Annotated in this window: 23 protein-coding genes and 2 riboswitches; of the genes, 15 read left to right on the forward strand and 8 right to left on the reverse strand. The window is 66.9% G+C overall.

Annotated features, from left to right (window positions below; genetic code table 11):
• Position 1: 1 nt before the first annotated feature.
• From I6H87_RS21240 to I6H87_RS21285, 10 genes are all read left to right on the forward strand, one after another.
• A complete protein-coding gene (locus I6H87_RS21240) occupies positions 2-1,345 on the forward strand; it encodes an amidase (RefSeq protein ID WP_010812509.1) in 1,344 nt (447 codons plus the stop codon).
• Positions 1,346-1,392: 47 nt separating this feature from the next.
• On the forward strand, positions 1,393-2,619 hold the full coding sequence (locus I6H87_RS21245) for an ABC transporter substrate-binding protein (RefSeq protein WP_011616637.1): 1,227 nt from the start codon (positions 1,393-1,395) through the stop codon (positions 2,617-2,619).
• A 67-nt stretch (positions 2,620-2,686) separates the two neighbouring features.
• Positions 2,687-3,376 (forward strand): DUF2848 domain-containing protein, encoded by a 690-nt coding sequence (locus tag I6H87_RS21250; protein WP_011616638.1) that lies wholly within the window; start codon positions 2,687-2,689, stop codon positions 3,374-3,376.
• Positions 3,377-3,425: 49 nt separating this feature from the next.
• Positions 3,426-4,199: an ABC transporter ATP-binding protein gene (locus I6H87_RS21255; RefSeq protein WP_011616639.1), complete on the forward strand. Its 774-nt coding sequence runs from the start codon at positions 3,426-3,428 to the stop codon at positions 4,197-4,199.
• A gap of 17 nt (positions 4,200-4,216) precedes the next feature.
• Positions 4,217-4,954: an ABC transporter ATP-binding protein gene (locus tag I6H87_RS21260; RefSeq protein ID WP_011616640.1), complete on the forward strand. Its 738-nt coding sequence runs from the start codon at positions 4,217-4,219 to the stop codon at positions 4,952-4,954.
• A 10-nt stretch (positions 4,955-4,964) separates the two neighbouring features.
• Positions 4,965-5,849 (forward strand): branched-chain amino acid ABC transporter permease, encoded by an 885-nt coding sequence (locus I6H87_RS21265; protein ID WP_011616641.1) that lies wholly within the window; start codon positions 4,965-4,967, stop codon positions 5,847-5,849.
• A gap of 71 nt (positions 5,850-5,920) precedes the next feature.
• Positions 5,921-6,865: a branched-chain amino acid ABC transporter permease gene (locus tag I6H87_RS21270; protein ID WP_371852261.1), complete on the forward strand. Its 945-nt coding sequence runs from the start codon at positions 5,921-5,923 to the stop codon at positions 6,863-6,865.
• Between the two features lie 292 nt (positions 6,866-7,157).
• On the forward strand, positions 7,158-7,574 hold the full coding sequence (locus tag I6H87_RS21275) for a PAAR domain-containing protein (protein WP_231881489.1): 417 nt from the start codon (positions 7,158-7,160) through the stop codon (positions 7,572-7,574).
• A 9-nt stretch (positions 7,575-7,583) separates the two neighbouring features.
• Complete coding sequence (locus I6H87_RS21280) at positions 7,584-8,150, forward strand: PAAR domain-containing protein (RefSeq protein ID WP_010813250.1); 567 nt, start codon at positions 7,584-7,586, stop codon at positions 8,148-8,150.
• A gap of 3 nt (positions 8,151-8,153) precedes the next feature.
• Positions 8,154-8,747 carry a type VI secretion system amidase effector protein Tae4 gene (locus tag I6H87_RS21285; protein WP_011616644.1) on the forward strand — a complete coding sequence of 198 codons (594 nt, stop codon included), beginning with the start codon at positions 8,154-8,156 and terminating at the stop codon, positions 8,745-8,747.
• Positions 8,748-9,095: 348 nt separating this feature from the next.
• Here I6H87_RS21285 and I6H87_RS21290 read toward each other — a convergent pair whose 3' ends face one another.
• Entirely contained in the window at positions 9,096-10,364 is a 1,269-nt protein-coding gene (locus tag I6H87_RS21290; RefSeq protein ID WP_011616645.1) for a D-amino acid dehydrogenase, read from the reverse strand.
• Between the two features lie 56 nt (positions 10,365-10,420).
• Positions 10,421-10,539: riboswitch (glycine riboswitch) on the reverse strand.
• Positions 10,540-10,638: riboswitch (glycine riboswitch) on the reverse strand. It abuts the riboswitch before it with no gap.
• A 156-nt stretch (positions 10,639-10,794) separates the two neighbouring features.
• Between I6H87_RS21290 and I6H87_RS21295 the strand changes: the two genes are divergently transcribed.
• Genes I6H87_RS21295 through I6H87_RS21305 form a run of 3 tightly spaced genes read left to right on the forward strand, consistent with a single transcriptional unit; the run spans position 10,795 to position 14,871 of the window.
• The gene (locus I6H87_RS21295) at positions 10,795-13,122 is read left to right on the forward strand and encodes a TonB-dependent receptor (RefSeq protein ID WP_011616646.1); all 2,328 of its coding nucleotides are present in this window, start codon (positions 10,795-10,797) and stop codon (positions 13,120-13,122) included.
• Between the two features lie 25 nt (positions 13,123-13,147).
• Positions 13,148-14,371, forward strand: a complete 1,224-nt coding sequence (locus tag I6H87_RS21300; RefSeq protein ID WP_011616647.1) for a sialidase family protein — start codon at positions 13,148-13,150, stop codon at positions 14,369-14,371.
• Positions 14,368-14,871, forward strand: a complete 504-nt coding sequence (locus tag I6H87_RS21305; protein WP_011616648.1) for a TlpA family protein disulfide reductase — start codon at positions 14,368-14,370, stop codon at positions 14,869-14,871. Before I6H87_RS21300 ends, I6H87_RS21305 begins: the two co-directional genes overlap by 4 nt.
• 25 nt (positions 14,872-14,896) lie before the next feature.
• Here I6H87_RS21305 and I6H87_RS21310 read toward each other — a convergent pair whose 3' ends face one another.
• The 3 genes from I6H87_RS21310 to I6H87_RS21320 all read right to left on the reverse strand — a co-directional run bounded on the left by I6H87_RS21310 (position 14,897) and on the right by I6H87_RS21320 (position 17,704).
• Positions 14,897-15,886 carry a Bug family tripartite tricarboxylate transporter substrate binding protein gene (locus I6H87_RS21310; protein WP_011616649.1) on the reverse strand — a complete coding sequence of 330 codons (990 nt, stop codon included), beginning with the start codon at positions 15,884-15,886 and terminating at the stop codon, positions 14,897-14,899.
• A gap of 61 nt (positions 15,887-15,947) precedes the next feature.
• Positions 15,948-16,928, reverse strand: coding sequence for a tripartite tricarboxylate transporter substrate binding protein (locus tag I6H87_RS21315; RefSeq protein ID WP_010813243.1), 981 nt, complete (start codon positions 16,926-16,928; stop codon positions 15,948-15,950).
• A 26-nt stretch (positions 16,929-16,954) separates the two neighbouring features.
• Positions 16,955-17,704, reverse strand: a complete 750-nt coding sequence (locus I6H87_RS21320) for a GntR family transcriptional regulator (RefSeq protein ID WP_010813242.1) — start codon at positions 17,702-17,704, stop codon at positions 16,955-16,957.
• A 119-nt stretch (positions 17,705-17,823) separates the two neighbouring features.
• Between I6H87_RS21320 and I6H87_RS21325 the strand changes: the two genes are divergently transcribed.
• A complete protein-coding gene (locus I6H87_RS21325; RefSeq protein WP_011616650.1) occupies positions 17,824-18,678 on the forward strand; it encodes an amidohydrolase family protein in 855 nt (284 codons plus the stop codon).
• A gap of 22 nt (positions 18,679-18,700) precedes the next feature.
• On the opposite strand, the gene I6H87_RS21330 is transcribed toward I6H87_RS21325, so the two are convergent.
• Positions 18,701-19,621, reverse strand: coding sequence for a LysR family transcriptional regulator (locus I6H87_RS21330; protein WP_011616651.1), 921 nt, complete (start codon positions 19,619-19,621; stop codon positions 18,701-18,703).
• A gap of 92 nt (positions 19,622-19,713) precedes the next feature.
• Between I6H87_RS21330 and I6H87_RS21335 the strand changes: the two genes are divergently transcribed.
• Positions 19,714-20,727, forward strand: coding sequence for a zinc-dependent alcohol dehydrogenase family protein (locus I6H87_RS21335; RefSeq protein ID WP_174549474.1), 1,014 nt, complete (start codon positions 19,714-19,716; stop codon positions 20,725-20,727).
• Between the two features lie 16 nt (positions 20,728-20,743).
• Here I6H87_RS21335 and I6H87_RS21340 read toward each other — a convergent pair whose 3' ends face one another.
• The 3 genes from I6H87_RS21340 to I6H87_RS21350 are packed head-to-tail and all read right to left on the reverse strand — an operon-like array spanning position 20,744 to position 25,213.
• A complete protein-coding gene (locus I6H87_RS21340; RefSeq protein ID WP_011616653.1) occupies positions 20,744-21,439 on the reverse strand; it encodes a DUF2894 domain-containing protein in 696 nt (231 codons plus the stop codon).
• On the reverse strand, positions 21,432-22,079 hold the full coding sequence (locus I6H87_RS21345; protein WP_010813237.1) for an OmpA family protein: 648 nt from the start codon (positions 22,077-22,079) through the stop codon (positions 21,432-21,434). Before I6H87_RS21345 ends, I6H87_RS21340 begins: the two co-directional genes overlap by 8 nt.
• The gene (locus tag I6H87_RS21350) at positions 22,076-25,213 is read right to left on the reverse strand and encodes a DUF802 domain-containing protein (protein WP_011616654.1); all 3,138 of its coding nucleotides are present in this window, start codon (positions 25,211-25,213) and stop codon (positions 22,076-22,078) included. The genes I6H87_RS21345 and I6H87_RS21350 overlap by 4 nt, the downstream gene beginning before the upstream one ends.

Genomic DNA, 25,213 nt, shown 5'->3' on the forward strand with positions numbered 1-25,213 from the left:
CATGGAAGCGACTATCGCAACCGCGCAGCGCCAGCTTGCCGCGGGCAGCGCCAACGCGCTGTCCCTGCTGGCGTCATGCGTCGAACGTATCTGCAATCCAGGCGGCGAGGGCGCGCGCGTATTCCCGCATGGCGTGAGCATGGCGGCGCGCAAGCAGGCCCAGGCCAGCGACATGCTGCGCGAGCAGGGCGTGGCCGGCCCGCTGGCGGGCGTGCCGGTGTCCGTGAAGGACCTGTTCGACGTGCAGGGCGACGTGACTCGCGCCGGCGCACGTGTGCTGCCGGAGCGTGCGGCCAGTGCCGACGCGCCGGTCATTGCGCGCTTGCGTGCGGCGGGGGCGGTGTTTGTCGGGCGTACCAATATGACCGAGTTCGCCTACTCGGGCGTCGGCATCAATCCGCACTACGGCACGCCACGCAATCCCTACGACCGGCAGGCGGGCCGCATTCCCGGTGGCTCGTCGTCGGGGGCTGCGGTGTCGGTGACCGACGGCATGGCCCTGGCCGCGATCGGCTCCGACACCGGCGGTTCGTGCCGGATCCCGGCCGCGTTGTGCGGCATCGCCGGCTTCAAGCCCACGGCGCGGCGCGTGCCGCTGCAGGGCACGGTGCCGTTGTCGCCCAGCTATGACTCGGTGGGCTGCCTGGCCAACACTGTGGCGTGCTGCGCCGCAGTTGATGCCGTGATGGCGGGCGAGGTGCCGCCCGCGGGGCCGGCGCCGCTGGCAGGGCTGCGCCTGGCGGTGCCCACCGGCCTGGTGCTGGAAGGCATGTCGGACGAGGTGGCCGAGGTCTTCAGCCGCACGCTGCGCCGGCTGTCCGCGGCGGGCGCGCTGCTGCAGGACGTGAGCTTCGACAGCTGGGACCAGCTGGCCGGCATCGGCGCGAACGGCGGCCTGGTCGCAGCGGAAGCCAGTGCCTGGCACGGCAGCCTGCTGGCTGAGCAGGCCGATCGATATGACCCGCGCGTGCTGTCGCGCATCCGGCTGGCTGACGGGCAGCGTGCCGCCGACTACCTGCGCATGCTGCAGCGCCGGGGCGAGCTGTGCCGGCAGGCCGATGCCGAGCTGGCGGGATTCGATGCCGTGGTCCTGCCCACCGTGCCGGTCGTGGCGCCGCGCATCGCGGACCTGGACGACGACGAAGCCTTCTTCAGCACCAACCGGCTGCTGCTGCGCAACCCGGCCATCGCCAACATGCTCGACCTGTGCGCGCTGTCGGTCCCGTGCCATCGCCCGGGCGACGCACCGGTGGGGCTGATGCTGTTCGGGCGCCACCTGTCCGACCGCAGGCTGCTGGCCATCGGCATGGGCATCGAGGGGGCATTACGGCACGAGCGGGGTTGAGCCCCCGCAGCAGTACAGAAGTACCCATAACTACAGTGGAGACAACAATGCCTGATATCCGTACCGGCGCCGCCGTACTGGCCTGCGCCACCCTGTTCGCGGCGACTGCTTCCGCAGCCGACCCGGCCCCCATCAGCGACGGCGTGGTCAAGATCGGTGTGCTGACCGACATGTCGTCGATCTTTTCCGATATCGGAGGCAAGGGCTCGGTGGTGGCCGCGCAGATGGCCGTGGACGATTTCGGCGGCAAGGTGCTGGGCGCCCCCATCCAGGTGGTCAGCGCCGACCACCAGAACAAGACCGACGTCGCCGCCACGCTGGCGCGCGGCTGGTTCGACAACCAGAAGGTCGACGTGATCCAGGACGCCCTGCCGTCCTCGGTCGCGCTGGCGGTATCCAACCTGGGCAAGCTCAAGCACAAGATCGTCATCGCCAGCGGTGCCGGCACCACGCGCCTGAGCAATGAAGACTGCTCGCCCTACACCATCCAGTATTCGTACGACACCTACGCCTTTGCCGCCAACACGGTCAAGGCGCTGGCCCGGCGCGGCGACCACAGCTGGTACTTCCTGACGGTCGACTACGCCCTGGGCGCGTCGCTGGAGAAGGACGGCACCGAGGCGCTGTCCAGTGTCGGCGGTACCCTGAAGGGCAAGGCCAGGCATCCGATCAACTCCGCCGACCTGTCGTCCTACCTGCTGCAGGGACAGTCCTCGGGTGCGAAGGTGATCGGCCTGGCCAACGCTGGCGCCGACACGGTCAATGCGATCAAGACCGCCGCGGATTTCGGCATCAACACCGCGGGCAAGCAGAAGCTGGCCGGGCTTCACATGTTTATCAGCGATATCCACAGCCTGGGGCTGCAAGCCGCGCAGGGCATGACGCTGACCACATCGTTCTACTGGGATCGCGACGACGCCACGCGCGCCTGGTCGCAACGCTTCTTCGACAAGACCGGGCGCATGCCGACCCTGGTGCATGCCGGCGTGTATTCGTCGACCACGCATTACCTGAAGGCGATCCAGGCCGCGCGAACCGACGACAGCGATGCCGTGCTGGCCCGCATGCGCGAGACCCCGGTCAATGACTTCTTTGCGAAGAACGGCACGATCCGCGCCGACGGCCTGATGGTGCACGACATGTACCTGGTCGAAGTGAAGCGGCCGCAGGAGTCCAAGCGTCCTTGGGACTACTACAAGATCAAGAGCGTGATTCCCGCGAGCGAAGCGTTCCGCCCGCTCAGCGCAAGCACTTGCCCGCTGGTCAGGAAGTAAGCCCACATCCCTCATCGAGGCCGGCATTCCAGCCGGCACTCCACCCCGTTGCAGAGAGCAACCGATCATGCAGACCCTTACCTTTGAACTCGACAGCTGCCAGGGCAAGTCGCAGCGCACCGTCACCATCCATCAGCTCATCGTGGCGGGATGGACCGGGCGCGACGTCGAAGCCATGGAAGCCCATATCCGCGAACTGGAGGAGTTGGGCGTGAAGCGCCCGCCCTATACGCCGGTGTTCTATCGCGTCGCTGCGCAACGCCTGGGGCCGGCCCCGGAGATCCAGGTCAGTGGCGAGGCCAGCAGCGGGGAAGCCGAGTTCCTGCTGGTCCGGGACGGCGATGAAATCCTGGTGGGCATTGCCTCGGACCATACCGACCGCGAAGCCGAGACCTACGGCATCACCGTGTCCAAGCAGATGTGCGAGAAGCCCTGTGCGTCGGCCTTGTGGCGCCTTTCTGAGGTGGAAGGCCACTGGGACCAGCTGATGCTGCGCTCCTACGCCACCATCGACGGCGAGCGCGTGCTGTACCAGGAAGGTCCGGTGACCGCCATGCGCTCCCCGGCGGACCTGCTGCAGCACTTCAGCGGCCATGGCGGCGACTTTGGCGAAGGCTCGGCGATGCTGTGCGGCACGCTGCCCGCGATCGGCGGCATCCGCCCGGCCGAGCGCTTCGAGATCGAGCTGGAAGACCCGGTGCTGGGGCGCACGCTGCGCCACGCCTACGCGGTCGCTGCGCTGCCCGTGGCGGGCTGAGCATGCCGCGTCATCCCCACAGACACGGCAGCGCCACGGAGTCACCGCCATGCACCAAGACCTGATACTAGAGACCCGCAACCTCGGCAAGGCCTTCCGCGGCTTTACCGCGGTGAGCGACGTCAACCTGCGGGTACGCCGCGGGTCGATCCATGCCTTGATCGGGCCCAACGGCGCCGGCAAGACGACCTGCTTCAACCTGCTCACCAAGTTCCTGGAGCCGACCACCGGCACCATCCTTTTCAACGGCATCGACATCACCCGTGAAAAGCCCGCGCAGATCGCGCGGCGCGGCGTGATCCGTTCGTTCCAGATATCGGCGGTATTCCCGCACCTGACGGTGATGGAGAACGTGCGCATCGGGCTGCAGCGCCAGCTCGGCACGGCGTACCAGTTCTGGCGCAGCGAGCGCTCGCTGGACGTGCTCAATGACCGCGCCATGGAGCTGCTAGAGCAGGTCGGCCTGACCGAGTTCGCGCAGACGCTGACGGTGAACCTGCCGTACGGCCGCAAGCGCGCGCTGGAGATCGCCACCACGCTGGCGATGGAGCCCGAGCTGATGCTGCTCGACGAGCCCACGCAGGGCATGGGCCACGAAGACGTGGACCGCGTCACGCAGCTGATCAGGAAGGTCTCGGCGGGCCGCACCATCCTGATGGTGGAACACAACATGAGCGTGGTCTCGTCGATCGCTGACAAGATCACCGTGCTGCAGCGTGGCGCGATCCTGGCCGAAGGCCCGTATGCCGAAGTGTCCAGGGATCCGCGCGTGATGGAGGCCTACATGGGCACCGTCGACGCGGAACTGCAGGGCGCGCACTGAGAGGGCCGGGGAACGATATGACTTCATTGAACACACCCGCCAACACACCCGCGCTCGAGATCAAGGACCTGCACGCCTGGTACGGCGAATCGCACATCCTTCACGGCGTGGATTTGACCGTGAACCGCGGCGAAGTGGTCACGCTGCTGGGCCGCAACGGCGCTGGCCGCACCACCACGCTGCGCGCGATCATGGGACTGACCGGCGCGCGCAAGGGCTCGATCAAGGTCAATGGCCACGAGACCATCAGCCTGCCCACGCACAAGATCGCGCACTACGGCATTGGCTATTGCCCCGAAGAGCGGGCGATCTTCTCCAGCCTCTCATGCGAAGAGAACCTGATGCTGCCGCCGGTGCTGAAGGGCGCCGACACCAGCAAGGGCATGAGCGAAACCGATATCTACGAGATGTTCCCGAACCTGAAGGAGCGCCGCCAGAGCCAGGGCACGCGTCTTTCCGGCGGCGAGCAGCAGATGCTGGCGGTCGGGCGCATCCTGCGCACCGGCGCCAACCTGCTGCTGCTCGATGAAATCTCGGAAGGGTTGGCACCGGTGATCGTGCAGGCGCTTGCGCGCATGATCCTGATGCTCAAGCAGAAGGGGTACACGGTGGTGATGGTGGAGCAGAACTTCCGCTTTGCCGCGCCGCTGGCGGACCGCTTCTACGTGATGGAGCACGGCAGCATCGTCGAGCGCTTCGCGGCCAATGAGCTGGAGGCCAGGATGCCGGTGCTGCATGAACTGCTGGGCGTATAAGGAGCGACTCATGAATCTGTTTGAAATCCCGCTCCCGGCGCTGCTGTCGCAGTTGTTGCTCGGGCTCGTCAACGGCGCCTTCTACGCCATGCTGAGCCTGGGGCTGGCGGTCATCTTCGGGCTGCTGAATGTCATCAACTTTGCGCACGGCGCGCTCTTCATGCTGGGTGCGGTGCTGGCGTGGGCCGGCATGGCCTATGCCGGCCTCAGCTACTGGGTGATGCTGCTGTTGTCGCCGCTGGTGGTTGCCGCGCTGGGCGTGGGGATCGAGAAGACCATGCTGCGCTGGATCTACAAGCTCGACCATATCTACGGCCTGCTGCTGACGCTAGGCATCACGCTGGTGATCGAAGGCATCTTCCGCTCGGTCTATGGCGTGTCCGGGCTGCCCTATGCACCGCCCGAGGCGCTGCAGGGCGCCTCCGACCTCGGCTTCATGCGCTTGCCCAACTACCGCGTGTGGGTGGTCGGGGCATCGCTGGCGGTCTGCCTGTCGACGTGGTACGTGATCGAGAAGACCAGGCTGGGCGCCTACCTGCGCGCCGGCACCGAGAACGCCAAGGTGGTCGAGGCGTTCGGCGTCAACGTGCCGCGGATGGTGACGCTGACCTATGGCTTCGGCGTGGCGCTGGCCGCGTTTGCCGGGGTGCTGGCGGCGCCCGTCATGCAGGTATCGCCGCTGATGGGGCAGAACCTGATCATCGTCGTGTTCGCGGTGGTGGTGATCGGCGGCATGGGCTCGATCATGGGCGCGATCCTGACCGGCCTGGGGCTGGGCGTGATCGAGGGGCTGGCCAAGGTGTTGTACCCGGAAGCATCTTCCACCGTTGTCTTCGTCATCATGGTGGTGGTGCTGTTGTTGCGCCCGGCAGGGCTGTTCGGAAAGGAGAAGTGATGAGCGGACAATCTATCGCCGCAATCGGCATGCGGCAGCAGCAGGCGGCGGGGCGCCTGCCAAAGCAGGTGATGTACGGCGTGGTGCTGGCGTGCCTGCTGGCCGCGCCGCTGGCCGGTGCGTATCCGGTGTTCGTGCTCAAGGTGATGTGCTTTGCGCTGTTTGCGTGCGCCTTCAACCTGCTGATCGGTTATACCGGGCTGCTGTCGTTCGGCCATGCGGCCTTCTTCGGCGGCGCTGGCTACGCGGCCGGCCATGCCATGAAGGTCTGGGGCGTGACCCCGGAAATCGGCCTGATCCTGGGCACCGGTGCGGGCGCGCTGATCGGCTACGTGGTGGGCTCGCTGGCCATCCGCCGGCAGGGCATCTACTTCTCGATGATCACGCTGGCGCTGGCGCAGATGCTGTTCTTTATCTGCCTGCAGGCGCCGTTCACCGGTGGCGAGGACGGCCTGCAGGGCATCCCGCGCGGCAAGCTGTTCGGTGTGCTGCCGCTGTCGGACGACCTGACGCTGTACTACGTCGCGCTGGCGATCATCGTGGCCGCCTTTGCGCTGATCGTGCGCACGGTGCATTCGCCGTTCGGCCAGATCCTGAAGGCGATCAAGGAGAACGAGCCGCGCGCGGTGTCGCTGGGCTATGACGTCGACCGCTTCAAGCTCACGGCCTTCGTGCTGTCGGCGGCGCTGTCGGGGCTGGCCGGCTCGATCAAGGCGCTGGTGCTGGGCTTCGAGACGCTGACCGACGTGCACTGGTCGATGTCCGGCATGGTGATCCTGATGACCCTGCTGGGGGGGCTCGGCACACTCACCGGCCCGATCGTCGGCGCGTTTGTTGTGATCGCGCTGGAGAACAAGCTGGGCGAACTGGGCAGCTACCTTGCGGCGGTGACGGACATCGACTGGTTCAACGGGCTCGGTGAATCGGTGTCGATGGTGACGGGCATCATCTTCATCGTATGTGTGCTGACCTTCCGCAAGGGGATTGTGGGGAGTTTGGGGCGCGGACCCGGATGAGGTGAAAGCCGTCCAAGGAGTTTCTCCTCTCTCGCGCTTGCGGGAGAGGGGCCGGGGAGAGGGTATCCCTCACGCAATGCGGCCTACAAGATGGGGCTGGGAGCCCACACGCGGCTCGCGCAGGCGATCGGGGAGCTGGTAGTGCGGGCGCAGGCCGAGCGTGCGGCTGCCGCACCGAGCGCCCCACAGCCAGGAGGCCGGTCGCGGTCGTCCCGCGAACAATAGGCTTCAAACCGCCCGGCCGTCATGCAAAGCCTTTGAAAAATCATCCCCAAATTTAGGCCATGTCTGATTGATCCCCACTGCCGATTTCGGCTCAATGGTATTCGGCAAACCAGCCGTTTCTAACCGAGGATCAATGATGCAAGACAGGAAAACCAAGAAGATTTACGTTGCAGCATTCGAAGGTGCGAAGACCGCCAACGGCGGTGAAGTCGTGAAGGGTTCCGGCAATCAAAGCTACGATGGCCGTCCCATCGTCCGGGTTGGCGACGTGGCGACCTGCCAGGATGGCAGTACGGCGGTGATTATGGCGGGCGCAGGCAAGGCGTGCGAGTCAGCAGGCGTGCCGGTGGCCCTCATCGGCAGCCCCCTGAGCAATGGGGACACCATTGTGTTCAGTCCCGTGACGGCGCTGGAATTCCACGAATCGGCAGACAAGTCTATCCTTGGCCTGCTCGATCCCGCCTACTATTCCGTGCGTGCCTAAGAGGCCGTCATGCCGGATATTCGCTACGCACTCCGGAACGGAGACAAGACAAGCTCGGGCGGCATACTCTTCGCCACGGGCCGCAGCATATTCCATCATGACCTGATAGTCGGTGTCGAAGGCGACCATGCAACCTGCCCCGCCTGCAAGGTGGGCGGGCCGGTGATGAATGACTGTTATCCGGCCGTCGATGTAGATGGCAAACAGATGTTGGTGACTGGTGCGCGAGTCAATTGCAAGTGCCCGACTCACCCGGTTGTCATCCACTCGCGGATGGATTTCATTATTGAGGTGAACCGGGGAGGCCGCAATGCGCCGCCGCCGCCATCGTCCGCGTCCTTGGCCTCTTCGAACCTGACTTCGCCCGCGACAGGTGACTACGACGAGCAAGTCCGAGTCCGAGCGGGTAATACACCCTTGGAAGGCTACCCCTACTTCATCGCGACGCCCGACGGGCGGGCATTCTCCGGGTGTATAGACGAAAGCCGCAAGTTACCCCGCATATATACAAAGAACCTCAACGAGTACGCAATTTATTGGGGCGATGACGCTCTAGCAAAACAGATAGAGGTATGAGGTATGCCCAATAAGAAAACGATCGTGACAACAAACGCGACACCGAACTCCATTAAGGAAGTGCAGCTTAAGGTGGTAACGTTTCAGGAACTCTGGGAAAATTATCCGTCGGGTAATCCATACGACAATCCGGCCTATTCCGATCAGTGCGCGATCCGTATGAGTGTTACTCTTCATCGAGTCGGCATCGAGATGAAGTCCTTTTCATCGAAGCTTGTGAAGCCGCTGTCGGGGCAGCCGAGTATCGGGCGTATTATTCTTCCCGCAGACGGGAAGGTCACTGCCACGCGAGCAAACGAACTCGGGGAATGGTTGAAGTTGCAACCTTTTGCCGGCCTAGGGAAGGCGGAGAATATTACAGGGCGGGACTGGGTGGGCAAGGTAAAGGGGCGAACCGGAATAATAATGTTCGATGGCTATTGGACGCGTGACGGAGAGGTGGCAGGGAATGCTAGCGGAGGCCATATCGATTTATGGAATGGAGAAAAGCTCACAGGCTTTGGTACTGGTCTAAGAGTAAGTTTGAATATTGTGGTTCCGGGTATTTGGTCAGATTTTCGCAACTCGAAAACAATTCTTTTCTTCCCCGTAAAATGAAGATACTGAGAGCAGTCATCGGCGCTATGACTGGTGCTGTCCTGGCTACGCTTGCTGCTTGGGGCGGGTTATATCTCTTCGGCGTTGTAGTTTTGCGCGGGACAGGAAGTTTGTTCGACACGAATCAGCATGCAGCGAATCTGTTCTTTGTTGGCTGGTTCGTGTCTATGGTCGCAGCCTCATTAATTGGTGGATGGCTTGGGTATTCATCCGGGCGAAAATAGGGCACAAATCCACTATTTTTCAAGCGTATACATGCGCCGCGCCATGATTCCATCATGGCGCGGCGCTGTTCGAGCACGGTGGCCCTATCTTACAAATGGGAGAGGGGAGAAAACACCCGCGAACTCAAGCCTTGGCCAATGCCATCGGCGCACCCGCCGCGACTGCCACCTTCGCGCCGACATGCTGGTCGACAACCCCTGCCACCATATCCGCCGTCACCGCCGACAAAGTCCACCCCAGGTGCCCATGCCCGGTGTTGTAGAAGATGCAGGCCGCACGCCCGCGCCCCACGCGCGGCAGCATATCCGGCATCATCGGCCGCAGCCCGGCCCAAGGCACCACGCTGCGCGTGCTGACGCCGGGGAAGCACTGCTGCACCCATTCCACCAGCGGGCGGATGCGGTCGGCGCGGATATCGCGGTTGTAGCCGTTGAACTCGGCGGTGCCGGCCACGCGGAAGCGGTCGTCGCCCAGGCGGCTGGTGACCAGCTTGGTTTCGTCGTCGAGCAGGCTGACCACCGGTGCGGCGGCGCGGCTGGCCTCATCGGTCAGGTTGACCGTGATCGAATAGCCCTTGACCGGATAGATGTTGACGCGGTCGCCCAGCCCGGCGGCCAGTGCGCGGCTGGCGGTGCCGGCGCAGATCACGGCGCCGTCGAAGGTGGAGGTGGCCGTGTCGGCGCCGTCCTGCACGGTCACGGTGGCGCGCCTGCCGTCGGTCTTCACCGCCCGCACGTCCTGGCCGTACAGGCAGCGCACGCCCAGCCGATCGATGGCTGCGGCCAGGCCGCTGGTGAACTTGTGGATGTCGCCGGTGGAATCGCTCTCGGTGAAGTAGCCGCCGTAGTACGAGCCGGCCAGCGTCGGCTCGATCGCGCGCATCTCCTCGGGCGTCACGGCGCGCCGTTCCAGCCCGCCCTGCGCCAGCAGTGCCGAGACCCGGCCGGCATGCTCGAAGCCGGTCTTGTCGCGGTAGATATGGAGGATGCCTTCCTTCTTCAGGTCGAAATCGATGCCTTCCTGCGCCGCCCAGGCGAACAGGTGCTCACGCGCCGCGATGGCCAGGCGCGCGGTCTCGATGGTGTTGCGGCGGTAGTGGGGGATCGCGGCGATGAACTCGGCGAACCAGGACAGCTTGTGCCAGCTGGGCCGGGGATTGACCAACAACGGGGCGTCGTTGCGCAGCATCCATTTCATGCCCTTGACGAGGGTCGACCAGTGGGTCCAGACCTCGGCGTTGGAGGCCGACAACTGGCCGCCGTTGGCGAACGAGGTCTCCATGGCGGCATAGCGGTGCCGTTCGAACAGCGTGACGGAGAATCCGCGCCGGGCCAGCGCGTAGGCCGTGGTGACACCCGTGATGCCACCGCCGATGACAGCGATTGATTTCATGATCTGCAGGTTCCAGGAACGTCGATGGTGGGAGCCCGGACGCAATATGCGTGGCGGACGCCCCCTCTGTTCTGGACCTGAGAGATTCACGCCACCCGGCCGCGAGGGCGGGGCGCGCTTGCTCCTTCGGTATGCCGGCGGACGATAGCGTCCGGCATTCTTCAGAGTGCACTGACTGGTGATGCCGGTCCTTTTGCCTGAGAGTTTCCGGGGCGGTTGCTCCTTCGGCGCTGTCCGCGGCGGGCACCGCGACAGTCTCTCCCTGCATCACATTGGCTTGACGCCAATCCGGGCAATGTAGTGACAAGGCTCGACGTTGGATATGCGGGTTAACGCTTAGGCAGCCTGCCGCCCGCGTCGCTATGTCGCATCGGCCTGCGCCCCCGTGCCCCATAAAATGTCAGCGCTCGCTCTCGGGGAGAGGCGCCGTATGCTGCGCTCAGGTGGAGTGAGTCGAAAAAGACGACAACAAGGTTTTCCAGTGAAGAAGAATCGCATTGCACTGGCCGTTTCGGCGGTGCTGATGGGCCCCGCCGTCGCCGCCGCCCAGGTGGTGGACGCGCCCGAGCCGCTGCAGGAGGTGGTGGTCTCGGCCAAGTCGGAGCGCGCCGAGACGCCGGCCATACCGCCCAACACGCCCTCGCCGGCCTACGGCATCAGCCGCCGCCGCATGGCCGACTTCAATGTGGTGAACACGGAAGACGCCCTCAAGTACGCGCCCAACCTCGCCGTACGCAAGCGCTTCATCGGCGATATGAATTCGATCATCTCGGTGCGCAGCACCAGTTCGCGCCAGTCGGCGCGGGGGCTGGTCTATGCGGACGGCCTGCTGCTGTCCAACCTGCTGGGATCGGACTTCAGCTTCCCGCCGCGCTGGTCGCTGGTCAACAGCGCCGAGATCGAGCGCATGGATGTGCTGTACGGCCCGTATTCGGCGCTGTATCCCGGCAACTCGCTGGGCGCGACGGTGCTGATCACCACGCGCACGCCGGAGAAGTTCGAGGGCGATGCCAGCGTGCAGCTGTTCACGCAGCGCTTCAGCCTGTATGGCACGCACGACAACTTCAACGGGGTCCACGCCAACGCCTATGTGGGCGACCGCGTCGGCCCGTTCTCGTGGCTGGTCAGCGTGGACCGGCAGGACAGCAAGAGCCAGCCGCTGAGTTTCTATACCGCGGCGCGTTCCACGGCCCGTGCCACTTCCGCCGACAAGCCGGTCACCGGCGCGCACTTCGACCAGGACCAGACCGGCCGCGAGCGCGTGGTGATGGGCGTGAACAGCGAGGGCGTCACGCATACCGTGCAGGACCAGCTCAAGCTCAAGCTCGGCTACGACATCACCAATACCCTGCAGGCGCAGTTCACCGCGGCCTACTGGCAGCAGGACCGCTCCAGTGCCACCGGCAGCTACCTGCGCGATGCCGATGGCAATGTTGTGTCGAGCGGTCCCGTGAATATCGGCGGTTATCGCTATGTGATTCCCGCCAACGCCTTCGCCCCGAGCAATGGCGAGGACGCGCGCTGGCTCTATGGCCTGTCGCTGCGTACGCGCAATGAGACCGGCTGGAATTTCTCGGGCGTGGCGTCGCTGTTCGATGTCAGCAAGGACATCAGCCGCAGCGCCAACACCGTCGGCAGCGGGCCGGGCACGGTGACCTATGGCGACGGCACCGGCTGGCGCACGCTCGACCTGAAGGCCGACTACCGGCCGCGGCAGCTGCAGGGCGGGCACTGGGTCACGTTCGGCTACCACTATGACAATTACCGGCTGAGCAACACCACCTACAACACCTCGGACTGGCAGGCGGCCACCATCAGCGCCTTCAACAACGCCTTTGCCGGCAAGACCGAGACCCAGGCGCTGTATGCGCAAGACGCCTGGTACTTTGCCGAGGACTGGAAGCTGATCCCCGGCGTGCGCTACGAACACTGGCGCGCCTATGACGGCAGCCGCAGCCAGCCCGGCGTGGATATCGGCTACCCGGTGCGCAGCGAATCCAACTGGTCGCCCAAGCTGGCGCTGGAGAAGGCATTCGGGCAGGACTGGCTGGGCCGGTTGTCGCTGGGCCAGGCCTATCGCTATCCGACTGTCAGCGAGCTGTTCCAGGGCCGCATCACCGGGACCGCGTTGATCAACAACGATCCCAACCTGCAGCCCGAGCGGTCGTTCTCGAAGGACCTGACCTTCGAGCGCACGCTGGATTCGTCGTACTTCCGGGTCTCGGTGTATGAGGACGATATCCGCGATGCCCTGGTCAGCCAGACCAACACCACGGTATTCCCGACTGTCACCAGCTTTCAGAACGTCGACCGCGTGCGCACCCGCGGCATCGAGCTGGCCTATGACGCGCGCGATGTGTTCGTCAGCGGCTTCGACCTGTCGGCCAGCGGGGCCTACAACCATTCGAAGACGCTTGAGAACGCCAACAACCCGGCCTCGGTGGGCAAGTACTTCTACCGCATCCCCAAGTGGCGGGCCAACCTGATGGGCACCTATCGCATCACGCCGGCCTGGGCCGGCACGCTGGCCATGACCTATTCGGGGCGGCAGTACAATACGCTCGACAATTCCGACGTCAACCCCGACACCTTCGGCGGCACCAGCAGCTTCCTGACCTTTGACGTCAAGCTGACGTACCGGCCCGCGAAGAACGTGCGCCTCGGGCTTGGCATCGACAACCTCACCGACCAGCGCTACTACGTCTATCACCCGTATCCGGGCCGGACGTTCTACGCCGAGGCGAAACTCTCCTTCTGAGCACGTGAACAGGCTGACCACAACCATGCAAGGCGTTCGCCCCGGTTTCCGCTTGATCGTTGCCGGGCTGATGATGGCCGGTGCCGCGCTGGCCGCGACCGCGCAAACGCACGGCGATCACAGCGGCCACGGCGCGCAGGCCAAGGCCGCGAAGATGAGCGAGCTGGGCACCGGCGCCGCGTTCGATCGAAACGGCAAGCTATGGGTCGCCTACAAGGACGGCCCTTACGTCGCGGTACGTGCATCGACCGATTACGGCCGCAGCTTCGGGCCGGCGCAGCATGTCAACAGCGTGCCGGAGCAGGCCGCCGCCGATCACGAAAGCCGGCCCAAGGTCGCCACCGGGCGCGACGGCGAGATCTTCGTCACCTGGACCCAGCCGCTGCCCAAGCCGTGGACCGGCTTTATCCGCTTTGCGCGTTCCACCGATGGCGGCAAGTCCTTCGCCGAACCGCTGACGGTGCATGCCAACCGCGACCAGATCGCCCACCGCTTCGACGCCATCGCGGTGGACAATGCCGGGCGCGTCTTCGTCAGCTGGATCGACAAGCGCGACGTGGTTGCCGCCGAGGCGCGCAAGCAGCCGTACGCCGGCGCCGCGGTCTACTACGCGGTCTCGGCCGATCACGGCAAGACCTTCCAGGGCGACTACAAGGTCGCCGACCAGTCGTGCGAATGCTGCCGCATCGCGCTGTCGCCCACGCCCGACGGCAAGATGCTGGCGCTGTGGCGCCATGTATTCCCGCCCAACGCGCGCGACCACGCGCTGGCGCTGCTGGGCACCGACGGCAAGGCCACGCCGGTGCAGCGCGCCACCTTCGACGACTGGCGCATCGATGCCTGTCCGCACCACGGCCCCGGCGCTTCGGTGGCGCCCGATGGCACGGTGCACATGATCTGGTTCAACGTGCGCGAAGGCAAGCCCACGGTCTCGGTGGGGCGCTGGAAGGACGGCAAGCTGCAGGCACAGCGCCCGCTGGATGATCCGCGTGCGCAGCATGCCGACATCGTCGCGCTGAACGACAACGAGATCGCGGTGGCCTGGAAATCGTTCGACGGCCGGCAGACACGGCTGTCCGCCATGCTGTCGCACGATGGCGGCAAGACCTGGCAGACGCGCAAGCTGGCCGGCACGGAGCGCGACTCGGACCAGCCGCACCTGCTGCAGCACGCCGGCCGCGCCTACGTGCTGTGGCGTACCGATGCCGAGGGCTTCCAGGTGTTCCCGCTGGGCAAGGAGGGCGCATGATGCCATCCCGCCGCAAGCTGCTCGCCGCTGCAGTCCTGACCCTGGCGATGACTGCCGCCAATGCCGGCAGTCAACCGGCCGAGCGCGTTGCCGTGTTCGCATCGGCCAGCGCCGCCCAGCTCGCAGCCAGCCAGCAGGGCAAGCCCTTTGTGCTGGTGGTGTGGTCGCTCGACTGCGTCTATTGCAAGCGCAACTTCGACACCATCGGCAAGCTGCGCGCGCAGCATCCAAACCTGCGCGTCGTCACGCTGGCGACGGACAACCCCGACGCGCTGCCACAGGTGCAGCAACTGCTCCAGCGCGTCAGGCTCACGCGCAACGCGTGGGTGTTCGGGCACGAGCCGCAGGAGCGGCTGCGCTATGCGGTCGATCCGGACTGGATGGGCGAGATGCCGCGCACCTACTTCTATCGCGCCGATGGCCAGCGGCAGGGCGTGTCCGGCGTGATCAGCGACGCCGACTGGGACAAGCACCTGCGCTGGGCTGGCATCGCCGGCTAAGGCTGTGCCGGGAGCGGCTGTCCGCTCAATCCGGCTTGATCCCGGCGCGCGCAATGATGGGCTTCCAGCGCTGCTGTTCCTGCGCGATAAAGCGCGAGAACTCGGCCGGCGTGCCGCCCACGACAATCGCCGCATCCGCGCTCAGGCGCTCGACCGAGGTCGGGCTTTTCACGGCTTTTGCGGTGACGTCCGCCAGCTTGTCGGCGGCCGCCTGCGGCAGCGATGCCGGCGCCAGCAGTCCGTACCACTGCGTCATTTCGAAGCCGGGATAGCCCTGTTCCGCGACCGTAGGCACGTCAGGCAGCTGGGCAATGCGCTGGGTCGTGCCGGTGGCGATGCAGCGCACCTTGCCGGCCTTGATGAACTGGATGATCGCCGGCGCGCCGACCGCGGCCGCATCCAGCCGTCCGGACAACAGGTCAGTGATCTGCGGGCCGCTGCCGCGATACGGCACATGGGTGATGAAGGTGCCGCTCGCGGCTTTCAGGTATTCAAAGGCCAGGTGGCCGGCGCTGCCGTTGCCGGCCGAACCGTAGTTCAGCTTGCCAGGCTTGCTCTTGGCCAGCGCCACGAACTCCTTCAGGTTCTTCGCGGGCACGTCGGGGTGGACCACGTACAGGCTCGGCACCTTGGACAGCAGCGAGATCGCGCGGAAGTCCTTGACGGGGTCGTAGGGCAGCTTCGGGAAGATAAACGGATTGACCGCCAGCGTGCCGATATGGCCGAGGATCAGCGTGTGGTTGTCATCGGCGCGCGCGACTTCGGCCATGGCGATATTGCCGGCCGCGCCGGGCTTGTTCTCGACGAAGACTGACACGCCTAGCAGCTTGGTCAGCTCCGCCGCGGTGGAGCGCGCCACGATCTCCGAGCTGCCGCCCGGCGCGAACGGCACCACCAGCCGGATCGGCTTGGCCGGCCAGGCCTGTGCGCGGGCCAGTGTTGGTGCCAGCGCGCACGCGCCCAGCGCGGCGGTGGTCTTGAGCAGATGGCGGCGAAGGGGATTTATCGGGGTCATGTATTTCTCCTCAAAGTTCTGTAGCTGGGCCGTGGTGGGGCAGAGTCGGTGCCAATTGGTGCTATTCGGGCTTGATGTTGCCGTCCCGGATGACCTTGGCCCATAGCCGGGCCTGCCCGTCGATGAATTGCCGTGCCTGTGCTGGCGGCGCAGCCACGACCTCGCCGCCCAGCTCGGCCACGCGTTGCCGGATCTCGGGGCTGGTCATGACTTTCCGCAGGGCGTCGGCGAGCTTCGCTGCGATCGGGTCCGGCGTTGCGGCGGGCAGGAAGGCCGCGTTCCATTCATAGACCTCGTAGCTCGCCACGCCGGCTTCCTGCATGGTGGGCACGGACGGCAATGCCTGGGTGCGGGCATGGCTGGTCACCGCCAGCGGCTTCAGCTTGCCGGCCTTGATGTGCTGCAGGCTCGAAGCGACGTTGGCAAAGAACAGCGGCACCTGGCCGGCGATGACATCGGTCATGGCGGGGCCGCCGCCCTTGTAGGGCACATGCAGTAGATCGACCCCCGCGCGCTGCTCGAACAGCACGCCGGCCAGATGCTGCGCCGAGCCATTGCCCGAGGACGCAAAGGCGACCGAGCCTGGCTTTTGCCTGGCCATGGCCAGGACGTCGCTGACCTTGCTGGCGGGGAAGCCCGCCGTGGCCACCAGCACGTTGGGATAGCGCGCCAGCACGCCGACCGGCCGGAAGGCCTTGTCCGGATCGTAGGGCAGGCGCGGATAGAGGCTGGGATTCACCGCATAAGAGGAGGCATCGACCATCATCGTGTAGCCGTCCGGTGCCGCCTTGGCGACATAGGCGGCACCGATCTGCCCGCCGGCACCCGGGCGGTTCTCGACGACGACGGTCTGGCCCAGCTCGCGCCCGAGGCCCGGCGCGATCAGCCGTGCCATCAGGTCCGCGCCGCCGCCCGGCGGATATGTCACCACGATCGTGATGGGCCGTGCCGGCCAGGCCGCGGCGGTGTCGGCGGCCTGCGCCAGCGTGGTGGTGGCGATCATGGCAGCGACCGTGGCGGCGATCGCGTGGCGTGCGTGCATGGGTCTGTCTCCTCGGGTGCGGTCCGTCAGCGGACGTCCGCGGTATAGCGAAAGGCAAAGGCGTCGCCCCGCGTCAGCCGGTATTCGATGCAGTTGCCGCCCAGGTCGAAGGCATGCCGGGTCACGACCGCGCACGGATGCGCATCCGGCAGGTCCAGCAAGGCCGCCTCGTCTGCTGCCAGCGTGCGGAAGGTCACTTCGTCAACGGCGCGATGGACCGTGATGCCGCAGGCGCTGCCCAGCAGCGGGTAGAGCAGGTCGCCCCATTGCGCCGGCGGGAGTTGCTGCAGGGCTTCGCAGCGCGGCAGCGGCAGCCAGATCGATTCCAGCAGCCGGGGCGTGTCCTCCAGCCAGCGGCGGCGCGAGATCGCCAGCCCGCGCGCGCCGGTCGGCAGCCCGAAGCGGGTTGCCATGGCCTTGTCCAGGCGCACGGCGCGGCACGACAGGATTTCCGAGCGCGGCACCGCCGGCGCGCCATCGACGCCGCCGAAGCGGAAAAACCGCATCAGGCTGGCCCCGCTCAGTCCCTTGCGCACAAAGGTGCCCTTGCCCTGCACGCGCTCCAGCAGGCCCTGCTGGACCAGCACGGCGATGGCCTGCCGGATGGTGCCCAGCGCAATGCCGAACTCCCTGGCCAGCGCGCCTTCCGCAGGGATGGCGCTGCCGGGCGTCCACGCGCCCGAAACAATATTTGCCTGCAGTTCCGCCGCGATCTGGCCGTAGCGGCTCAGGCCAGCGGCGGTGGTTGTAGTCTGGAGCAGCGCGTTGTCTGGCATGCCGAACCCGTGCTAAATTGATGTCGATGTCATCTAGAGGACTAGAATACTGACGCGGATACGGATGCCATATCCGGATATACCCGCGCCACTGAGCCGCGCCACGGAGGGGCTGACTGATGAGCAAGCGCGCTTTGCCGCTGGTGGATACCCACTTCCACGTCTTCGATGCCGGAGCGGCCGTGCCATCGGCCCGCTACCGGCCGCCCTATGCCGCTGACCTGAAGGACTGGCACGCCCGGCTTGCCGGATTGGGGGACATGTATGGGGTGGTGGTGCAGACCAGCTTTCTCGGCACCGACAATGCGGCGCTGCTGGCCGCGCTGCAGGCCATGCCCGGGCGCTTGCGCGGCGTCGCGGTGGTCGGCCCTGAGGTAACGGATGCGGAACTGGCTACGTTGCACGCGGCCGGCGTGCGGGGCATCCGCCTGAACCTGTACGGCGATCCGGACTGGCAGCGCATCGCCACCGTGCCGTGGCGCGGGCTGTTCTCCAGGATCGCCGGGCTCGGCTGGCATGTCGAGCTCCATACCCGCAACGGCGATGGCGCCATGGTGCTGGCACAGCTTGACGCGGCCCTTGGCGATACCGGCGCGCCGGTCGTGCTTGACCACTTTGGCCGGCCCGGCCCCGCAGGAACCGCGGACGCGATCTTTGACGTGGCCTCTGCCGTGCGCGCGCGCCGCCAGGTCTGGGTGAAGATCAGCGCGCCGTACCGACTTGCATCCCCTCAGGACTGGCACGGGCTTGCGCAGAGATGGCGCGAAGTCGTGGGCGATGACCGCTTGCTGTGGGGCAGCGACTGGCCATGGACCAACCACGAGGCGCCGGCTCGGGTCGACGAGTGCCGGATGCTTGCCGCATGGCCGGGGCAAGGGGCGCCCGGTGACAGCGAAGCGGCCGGAGTGGCCTTGTCCGCTGCGCTCCGGTGGCGCAACGCCGCAGCGCTGTACGGGTTTGCGGTGAAGGGATAGCGGGCGGCTTGCGCCGCCGGCTTCAATCCAGCGCCAGCACCCCGGGAATCGCCTCCACCAGCAAATCGATCGTCACCCTCAGCTTGTGCGGCAGGAAACGGGTGCGCGGCCACACCAGGTGCAGCGGGGTCCGGATCACCGAGGCTTGCGGCAGCACGCGCACCAGCGTGCCCCGGTCCAGCGGCTCCCGCACCAGCCACAAGGGGACATTGACCAGGCCCGCGCCTCGTATGGCTGCCGCAGCGATGGTGTCGATATCGTCAAAGCCGAGACGGTGAGCCAGCTCAGGCCGCGCGATATTGCCGTCGGGCCCGGCCAGTGACCAGGGCACGGACTGGCCGCCATGCATGTAGACGAGGCAGCGGTGCGAGGCCAGGTCGGCAATGCTGGCCGGCGTGCCATGCTTGCGCAGGTAGCCGGGCGCGGCACAGAGCACCATAGCCTGCATGCCCAGCGGACGTGCCACCAGCATGTCGCTGTCCGGCAGGCGCCCGCTGCGGATGGCCAGGTCGATGCCGTCGTCGGCGAAGTCGGCCAGCCGGTCGGTGAAATTCCCTTCCAGCCGCAATTGCGGATGACGGTCTGCCAGCTCCAGCAGCAGCGGCGCCACATGGTGGCGGCCGAACACTACCGGGGCACTCACGCGGACGCGGCCGGCCACTTCCCTGCGCCCGGCTTCCAGCATGTGCTGGGCGGCATCCAGGTCTTCCAGCGCCTGGGCACAGCGTTCGTAGAAGGCCTGACCATCGTCGGTCAGCGCCAGGCTGCGCGTGGTGCGCACGAACAGGCGCGTGCCGACGCGAGCCTCAAGCCGGGCGATGGCCTTGCCGATGGCCGAGCGCGTCAGCCCAAGGCGCGCCGCGGCCTGGGCAAAGCTGCCGGCCTCCGCGGCGGCAACGAAGGCGGAGATCCCGGCCAGCCGGTCATGGGTAATTGGTTCCATAAGATCTACATGAGAAGGACATCGATTGCCCAATGGCGCTGGCAGGGAATCAGTATAGTGGGTTCACCGTTTTCAACAGACCGGAGTACCCCATGACTTCCTCCATGCAGCGCTGGCAACTGTCCGCTTTCGGCCGCAACAACCTGCGTCGCGTCGACGCGCCCATTCCCGTGCCCGGTCCCGGCGAGGTGCTGGTGCGGGTCCATGCCGTGGCCTTGAACTACCGCGACCTGCTGATCATCCAGGACGGCATGGGCATGCCCGTGCAGCCGCCGCTGGTTCTCGGGTCGGACATGCGCGGCGAGGTGGTGGCGAGTGGCGATGGTGTAGCCGACTTTGCCCCTGGCGACGCCGTGATCAGCACCTTCTTCACCGGCTGGCTCGATGGCGTGCAGCCGCACCGCAGCATGCCGCTGGGCGTGCCGGGTCCCGGCATGCTGTCGGAGTACGTGGTATTGGCAGAGGACTCGCTGGTGTCGGCCCCGCGCACGCTGGACGCCGCGCAGGCCAGCACGCTGACCTGCGCCGGCCTGACGGCCTGGCAAGCCCTGGCTGAAGCGACGGTGACGCGGCCCGGCGACACCGTCGTGGTGATCGGCACCGGCGGAGTGGCCCTGTTTGCGGTGCAGATCGCCCGCGCACAGGGGGCGCGCGTGATCGTGGTGTCAGGCAGCGACGACAAGCTGGCGCGCGTGCAGGAGCTGGGCGCGGCGCATGGCGTCCATCGCGGCCGCACCGCTGACTGGCCGGCTGCCGTGCGCGAGCTGACCGGAGGCCGCGGTGCCGACCATGTGCTGGAACTGGCTGGCGGAGACAACTTCGGCCGGTCGCTTGCCGCGCTGGCGCAGGGCGGCCGGATCTCGGTGATCGGCAACCTTCAGGGGGATGAGCTGCGCGCCAGCGTCTATCCGGTGCTGCATGGCCGCGTGACCGTGCAGGGGATCGGCGTGTCGCACCGGCGCGCGCTGCAGGACCTGGTGCGTGCCGTGGACTGGTTGGGGCTGCGCCCGGTGATCGAGAGCGAGTACGGGTTCGGGGACTTGCCCGCGGCGCTCGACCACCTGGAACGCGGGGCCTTCGGCAAGGTGGTGGTGCGGCTGCGCTGAGGCGCGGGCCGGACTGCTATTTGCGAGCCTTGCCGCGCACGCTCTTCTTGGCCGCGGCGGCGCGCGCCGCTTCTTTTTCGGCCGCTGCCGCCGCGCCCAACTGCTCCAGCCAGGACATGCCCTCGACATAGGACAGGAAATGCCGCAGGTATTCCGGCGACGTCTCGCGCATCAGGGACAGCGAACGATGCACGAGATGGTCGGTATTGAGCGGCCCGGCATTCTCCGGCACGCGTTCCAGCGACAGGCGGAAGTGCTGCTCGACGCTGACCCTGGCCCAGGTCTCGCGGAAGTAGTCGGCCAGGGCGTCGACCAGCGGCGCGTCGGACTGGGGTGCGGTTGCCGGCACCGGCGTGGGCGATCGTGCATCGTTCGAGGCGATCGCGATGGCGGGCCTGGCGCGTGCGGTGATGTCGTGCACGAGTGCGCCAAGCGCGCTGGCTGTCGGGCCGGCTGTTGGCGCGGACGGCGCGGCACCATCGGCACCATCGCTATCCTGGCCTGTGTGCCGCTGCACGATGGCTGCATACGCGGCGGCCAGGCCACGCAGGCGCTCATCCAGCAAGCCCCGCACCGCGCCACTGTGTGCGGCGGCGCGGCGGGCCAGTGCTTCCATCAGGCGGAAGCGCACGGGATCGGCCTGATCGGCGCCGCTGGCCTGCCAGGCGTCCAGTTGCGCGCGGATATCGGTTGCCACGTCGAGGCTAGCCATGCGGCTTCACGGTGCCCGCGGTCACACGCGGCACCGGCGAGATCTCGACGCGCCGGTTCTTCGCGCGGCCCTCGGCATCGGCATTCGGTGTCACCGGCTGCTGCGAACCGAAGGCGGCCGAGAACACCGAGGTGGGCGGGATGCCGGCATCGATCAGGGTGCGGGTCACGGTCAGCGCGCGCTGCGCCGACAGCTCCCAGTTGTCGGCAAAGCGGCGGTTGCCTTCGCGCACCTGCTGGTCGTCGGTAAAGCCGCTCACCATCAGGATCTCGTCGCGGCTGCGCAGGTAGGCCGACAACGGCTGCGCCAGGCTCTTCAGCAGATCGCGGCCTTCAGGTTGCAGCTGGTCTGAGTTGAGCGCAAACAGCACGTTGCCGCTGATGCCGATGCGGCCGTTCACCAGCGTCACGCGGCCGGCCGCCAGCGGCGCCGCCAGCGCCTTTTCCAGCGTCTCGCGGCGCTGTGCTTCCTCCTGCCGCTGCTTCACCTCGGCTTCCAGCCTGGCCGACAGTTCCATCTGCACGCCGATGACCCCCAGCAGGACGAGCACGAACGCGCCCAGCAGCACCGACATCAGGTCGCCGAAGACGGCCCAGGCCGGTACGGTCGGCTCGACGCCGGCGTCAAGGTCCTCTCTCATGCCGCCTCTGCGCTGGGCGCTTGCTGGCCGGCGCGCTGCTGCAGGTCCTCAAGGATCTGCTTTTGCGACAGCATGCTCAGGTCGACGACTTCGCGCGCCTGCGCCACGTAGTAGGCCAGTTGCTCGTCGCTGCGCGTCATCGACTTGTCCAGCGCGGCCTCGATGCGCTGCAGGTGGTCGATCAGCTTGCCGTTGGATTCGCTGAACAGCTGCACCGCCACGCCGAAGGCCTCGCCCAGGCTCGCGACTTCCACCGCACTGCCGGTGACCTGCGCGGCGATGTCGGTGAGCTTGCCGGTTTCGGCTTCGACCTTGTCGGTAAAGCGCGTGCCGACGCGGTCCAGCAGGTCCGCCGTGGTGGCGACCAGGGTGTCGACCGCGCTGCGCTGCTCAGTGGAGGCGCGGCTCACGGCATCGAGCAGCGTGCCCAGCGTTTCCAGCATGCGGCTGCGCTCTTCCAGCATGGCGTTGTCGCGCGCCATGCCGTCGGTGAGCTTCTCGCGCAGTTCTGCGATGACCTCCGCGGCGGCCTTGGGCGCTTCGGATGCGGCCTGCATCAGGTGGGCGACTTCGGCGATGGTGCCGGTGGCCTGGGCCTGCGCCTGGGCTGCCATGTCGCGCGCGGTGACGGCCAGCGTCTCGCAGATTTCCTGCTGGCGGCTGACGGTGTGCGCGCTGGCCTGTTCCCATTCCTGGCGCAGCGATGCGGCCATGGTGCCAAGCGTGTCAGTCCAGGCGGCCATGCGTTGCGCGTCCTGCGATGCCAGTTCCGCCTGCAATGTGGTGGCGGCCTTGGGTGCCTCGGCCGCGGCTTGCACCAGGCGGTCGATTTCGGCGAGTGTGGTGCTGGCATGCGCCTGCGTCTCGGTCGAGATCGCGCGCGCGGTCTGCGCCAGCGCCTCGCAGATCTCCTGCTGGCGCGTGGCGGCGTGCGTGCTGGCCTGTTCCCACTGCTGGCGCAGCGTGGCGGCGATGGTGCCGAGCGTATCGGTCCAGCCGGCAAAGCGCTGCTCATCGCGCGCAGCCAGCTCGGCCTGCAGCGCAACGGCCGCCTTTGGGGCATCCGTTGCGGCCTGCACCAGACGGTCGATCTCAGCGAGGGTGCGGCTGGCATGCGCCTGGGTCTGGGCCGAGATGTCGCGCACGCTCTGCGCCAGCGTCGTGCTGATCTCGTCCTGGCGGCTTACCGTGTGCGCGTTCAGCTGTTCCCATTCCTGGCGCAACGCGGCTGTCATGGTGCCGAGCGTATCGGTCCAGGCGGCGAAGCGCTGTGCATCGCGCGCAGCCAGTTCCGCCTGCAGCGCGACGGCCGCCTTCGGCGCGTCCGACGCGGCTTGCACCAGGCGGTCGATTTCCGCGAGGGTCTGGCTGGCATGCGCCTGGGTCTGGGCCGAGATGTCGCGCACGCTCTGCGCCAGCGTTGTACTGATCTCGTCCTGGCGGCTTACCGTGTGGGTGTTCAGTTGCTCCCACTCCTGGCGCAGCGCTGCGGTCATGCTGTCGAGCGTATCGGCCCAGGTGGCAAAGCGCTGTTCGTCGCGCGAGGCCAGTTCCGCCTGCAGCGCAACGGCCGCCTTCGGGGCGTCCGAAGCGGCTTGCACAAGGCGGTCGATTTCCGCGAGGGTCTGGCTGGCATGCGCCTGGGTCTGGGCCGAGATGTCGCGCACGCTTTGCGCCAGCGTCGTGCTGATCTCGTCCTGGCGGCTTACCGTATGCGCGTTCAGCTGTTCCCACTCCTGGCGCAGGGCAGTCGTCATGGTGCCGAGCGTATCGGTCCAGGCCGACAGGCGCTGCGCGTCGTGCGCGGCCAGCTGCGTCTGCAGCCCGGCATGCGACTCGCCCACGGTGCGCACCAGTGTCGCCGCATGCTCGCCGAACGCGGCTGCGGCGGCCGTCAGGGCCTGCCGGTTGTCGCCGGCGAGCTTCTCGCCGGTGCGCTCCTGGCGCGCCAGCGCCTCGCGCCATGCGTCGGCAGCGCTGGCGGCTGCCGTGTCGAGCCGGGTGGCGACATTGTCCAGCAGCCCGGCCGAGCGTTGTTCAAAGGTCTGGGCAAAGCCGTCGAGGGATGTGCGCAGGTCCGCTGCCAGTGCCTCGCTCGCGCGTTGATGCCCGGCCAGCGCCTGGTTCCAGGTATCCGCAACGCCCGCGGTGGCGCTCTCGAAGCGGCTCGATACCCCATCCAGGTGCTGTTGCACGGCTTGGGTCACGTTGTCGCGCAAGGCCGAGGTTTCGCGTGCCAGGCCCGCCATGGTCGCGTCCACCGCGGGCTGGATCGCTGCGCTTGCGGCACGGGCGCTGTCGGCGATGCTGTCCTTCAGCGATTGCTCGACCGAAGACGCCAGGCGCGTGTAGACCACTTCGGTCTTGCCGTGGAAGGCGTCCTGGCTGGCGGCCAGGCGCTCGGTCAGGGCCTGGTTCTGTTCGGCCATCGTGGTCATCATGGCCTGCATGCGCTCGACCAGTGCCGGCATCACGTCGGCCTGGCGCTGCAGCAGCCGGACCGCTTCATCACGCTGGTGGCCGCGCGAGTAGGGACGCAGCGTGGTGGCGATGCGGGCATCCAGCGCCTGCGCGGCCTGGATCCGCTCGCGCCGGCACAATGCCGACAACAGGCCCAGCATCGCGGACGTGGCCACGCCCGCGACCGAGGTGCCGAACGCAAAGCCCAGGCCCTTGACCGGTGCGGCCAGCGAGGCGCGGATGGCCTGCAGGTCGGTGGCGGTCTCCAGCGCGATGCCGGTGCCGCGCAGGGTCGCCACCATGCCCAGGAACGTGCCCAGCATGCCCAGCAGCACCAGCAGGCCGACCAGGTAGGGTGTCAGCGCGGGGCCGGGCAGGCCGACGCGCTCGCCTTCCACGCGCAGGCGGGCGCTGTCGCGCAGGCTGGGATGCAGCCGTTCCAGCCAGTTGCCAAGGCTGGCCGGCGCTTCGGACAATCCGGCGACGGCCTGCGCCAGCGTGGCGGTGGCCTGGCGGTAGCGGTACAGCTCCAACGCCCCCGCCAGGTAGCAGCCGCCGATCAGCAGCGTCACGGCCAGCGCCAGGAAGTTCGTGCCTGCATAGCCGGCGGCGATCCAGCACACGATGGCCAGGCCCGCCAGGAAAGCGACAATATGGGTAAGGTATCGGGTCAT

The sequence above is a fragment of the Cupriavidus necator genome (genome assembly GCF_016127575.1).
Taxonomy (GTDB): Bacteria; Pseudomonadota; Gammaproteobacteria; order Burkholderiales; family Burkholderiaceae; genus Cupriavidus; species Cupriavidus necator_D.

Excerpts from the sequence above, each read along its gene's own strand:
- I6H87_RS21240 (WP_010812509.1), top strand. The coding sequence starts at position 2 with ATGGAAGCGACTATCGCAACCGCGCAGCGCCAGCTTGCCGCGGGCAGC.
- I6H87_RS21245 (WP_011616637.1), top strand. The coding sequence starts at position 1,393 with ATGCCTGATATCCGTACCGGCGCCGCCGTACTGGCCTGCGCCACCCTG.
- I6H87_RS21250 (WP_011616638.1), top strand. The coding sequence starts at position 2,687 with ATGCAGACCCTTACCTTTGAACTCGACAGCTGCCAGGGCAAGTCGCAG.
- I6H87_RS21255 (WP_011616639.1), top strand. The coding sequence starts at position 3,426 with ATGCACCAAGACCTGATACTAGAGACCCGCAACCTCGGCAAGGCCTTC.
- I6H87_RS21260 (WP_011616640.1), top strand. The coding sequence starts at position 4,217 with ATGACTTCATTGAACACACCCGCCAACACACCCGCGCTCGAGATCAAG.
- I6H87_RS21265 (WP_011616641.1), top strand. The coding sequence starts at position 4,965 with ATGAATCTGTTTGAAATCCCGCTCCCGGCGCTGCTGTCGCAGTTGTTG.
- I6H87_RS21270 (WP_371852261.1), top strand. The coding sequence starts at position 5,921 with ATGTACGGCGTGGTGCTGGCGTGCCTGCTGGCCGCGCCGCTGGCCGGT.
- I6H87_RS21280 (WP_010813250.1), top strand. The coding sequence starts at position 7,584 with ATGCCGGATATTCGCTACGCACTCCGGAACGGAGACAAGACAAGCTCG.
- I6H87_RS21285 (WP_011616644.1), top strand. The coding sequence starts at position 8,154 with ATGCCCAATAAGAAAACGATCGTGACAACAAACGCGACACCGAACTCC.
- I6H87_RS21290 (WP_011616645.1), bottom strand. The coding sequence starts at position 10,364 with ATGAAATCAATCGCTGTCATCGGCGGTGGCATCACGGGTGTCACCACG.
- I6H87_RS21295 (WP_011616646.1), top strand. The coding sequence starts at position 10,795 with ATGCTGCGCTCAGGTGGAGTGAGTCGAAAAAGACGACAACAAGGTTTT.
- I6H87_RS21300 (WP_011616647.1), top strand. The coding sequence starts at position 13,148 with ATGCAAGGCGTTCGCCCCGGTTTCCGCTTGATCGTTGCCGGGCTGATG.
- I6H87_RS21305 (WP_011616648.1), top strand. The coding sequence starts at position 14,368 with ATGATGCCATCCCGCCGCAAGCTGCTCGCCGCTGCAGTCCTGACCCTG.
- I6H87_RS21310 (WP_011616649.1), bottom strand. The coding sequence starts at position 15,886 with ATGACCCCGATAAATCCCCTTCGCCGCCATCTGCTCAAGACCACCGCC.
- I6H87_RS21315 (WP_010813243.1), bottom strand. The coding sequence starts at position 16,928 with ATGCACGCACGCCACGCGATCGCCGCCACGGTCGCTGCCATGATCGCC.
- I6H87_RS21320 (WP_010813242.1), bottom strand. The coding sequence starts at position 17,704 with ATGCCAGACAACGCGCTGCTCCAGACTACAACCACCGCCGCTGGCCTG.
- I6H87_RS21325 (WP_011616650.1), top strand. The coding sequence starts at position 17,824 with ATGAGCAAGCGCGCTTTGCCGCTGGTGGATACCCACTTCCACGTCTTC.
- I6H87_RS21330 (WP_011616651.1), bottom strand. The coding sequence starts at position 19,621 with ATGGAACCAATTACCCATGACCGGCTGGCCGGGATCTCCGCCTTCGTT.
- I6H87_RS21335 (WP_174549474.1), top strand. The coding sequence starts at position 19,714 with ATGACTTCCTCCATGCAGCGCTGGCAACTGTCCGCTTTCGGCCGCAAC.
- I6H87_RS21340 (WP_011616653.1), bottom strand. The coding sequence starts at position 21,439 with ATGGCTAGCCTCGACGTGGCAACCGATATCCGCGCGCAACTGGACGCC.
- I6H87_RS21345 (WP_010813237.1), bottom strand. The coding sequence starts at position 22,079 with ATGAGAGAGGACCTTGACGCCGGCGTCGAGCCGACCGTACCGGCCTGG.
- I6H87_RS21350 (WP_011616654.1), bottom strand. The coding sequence starts at position 25,213 with ATGACCCGATACCTTACCCATATTGTCGCTTTCCTGGCGGGCCTGGCC.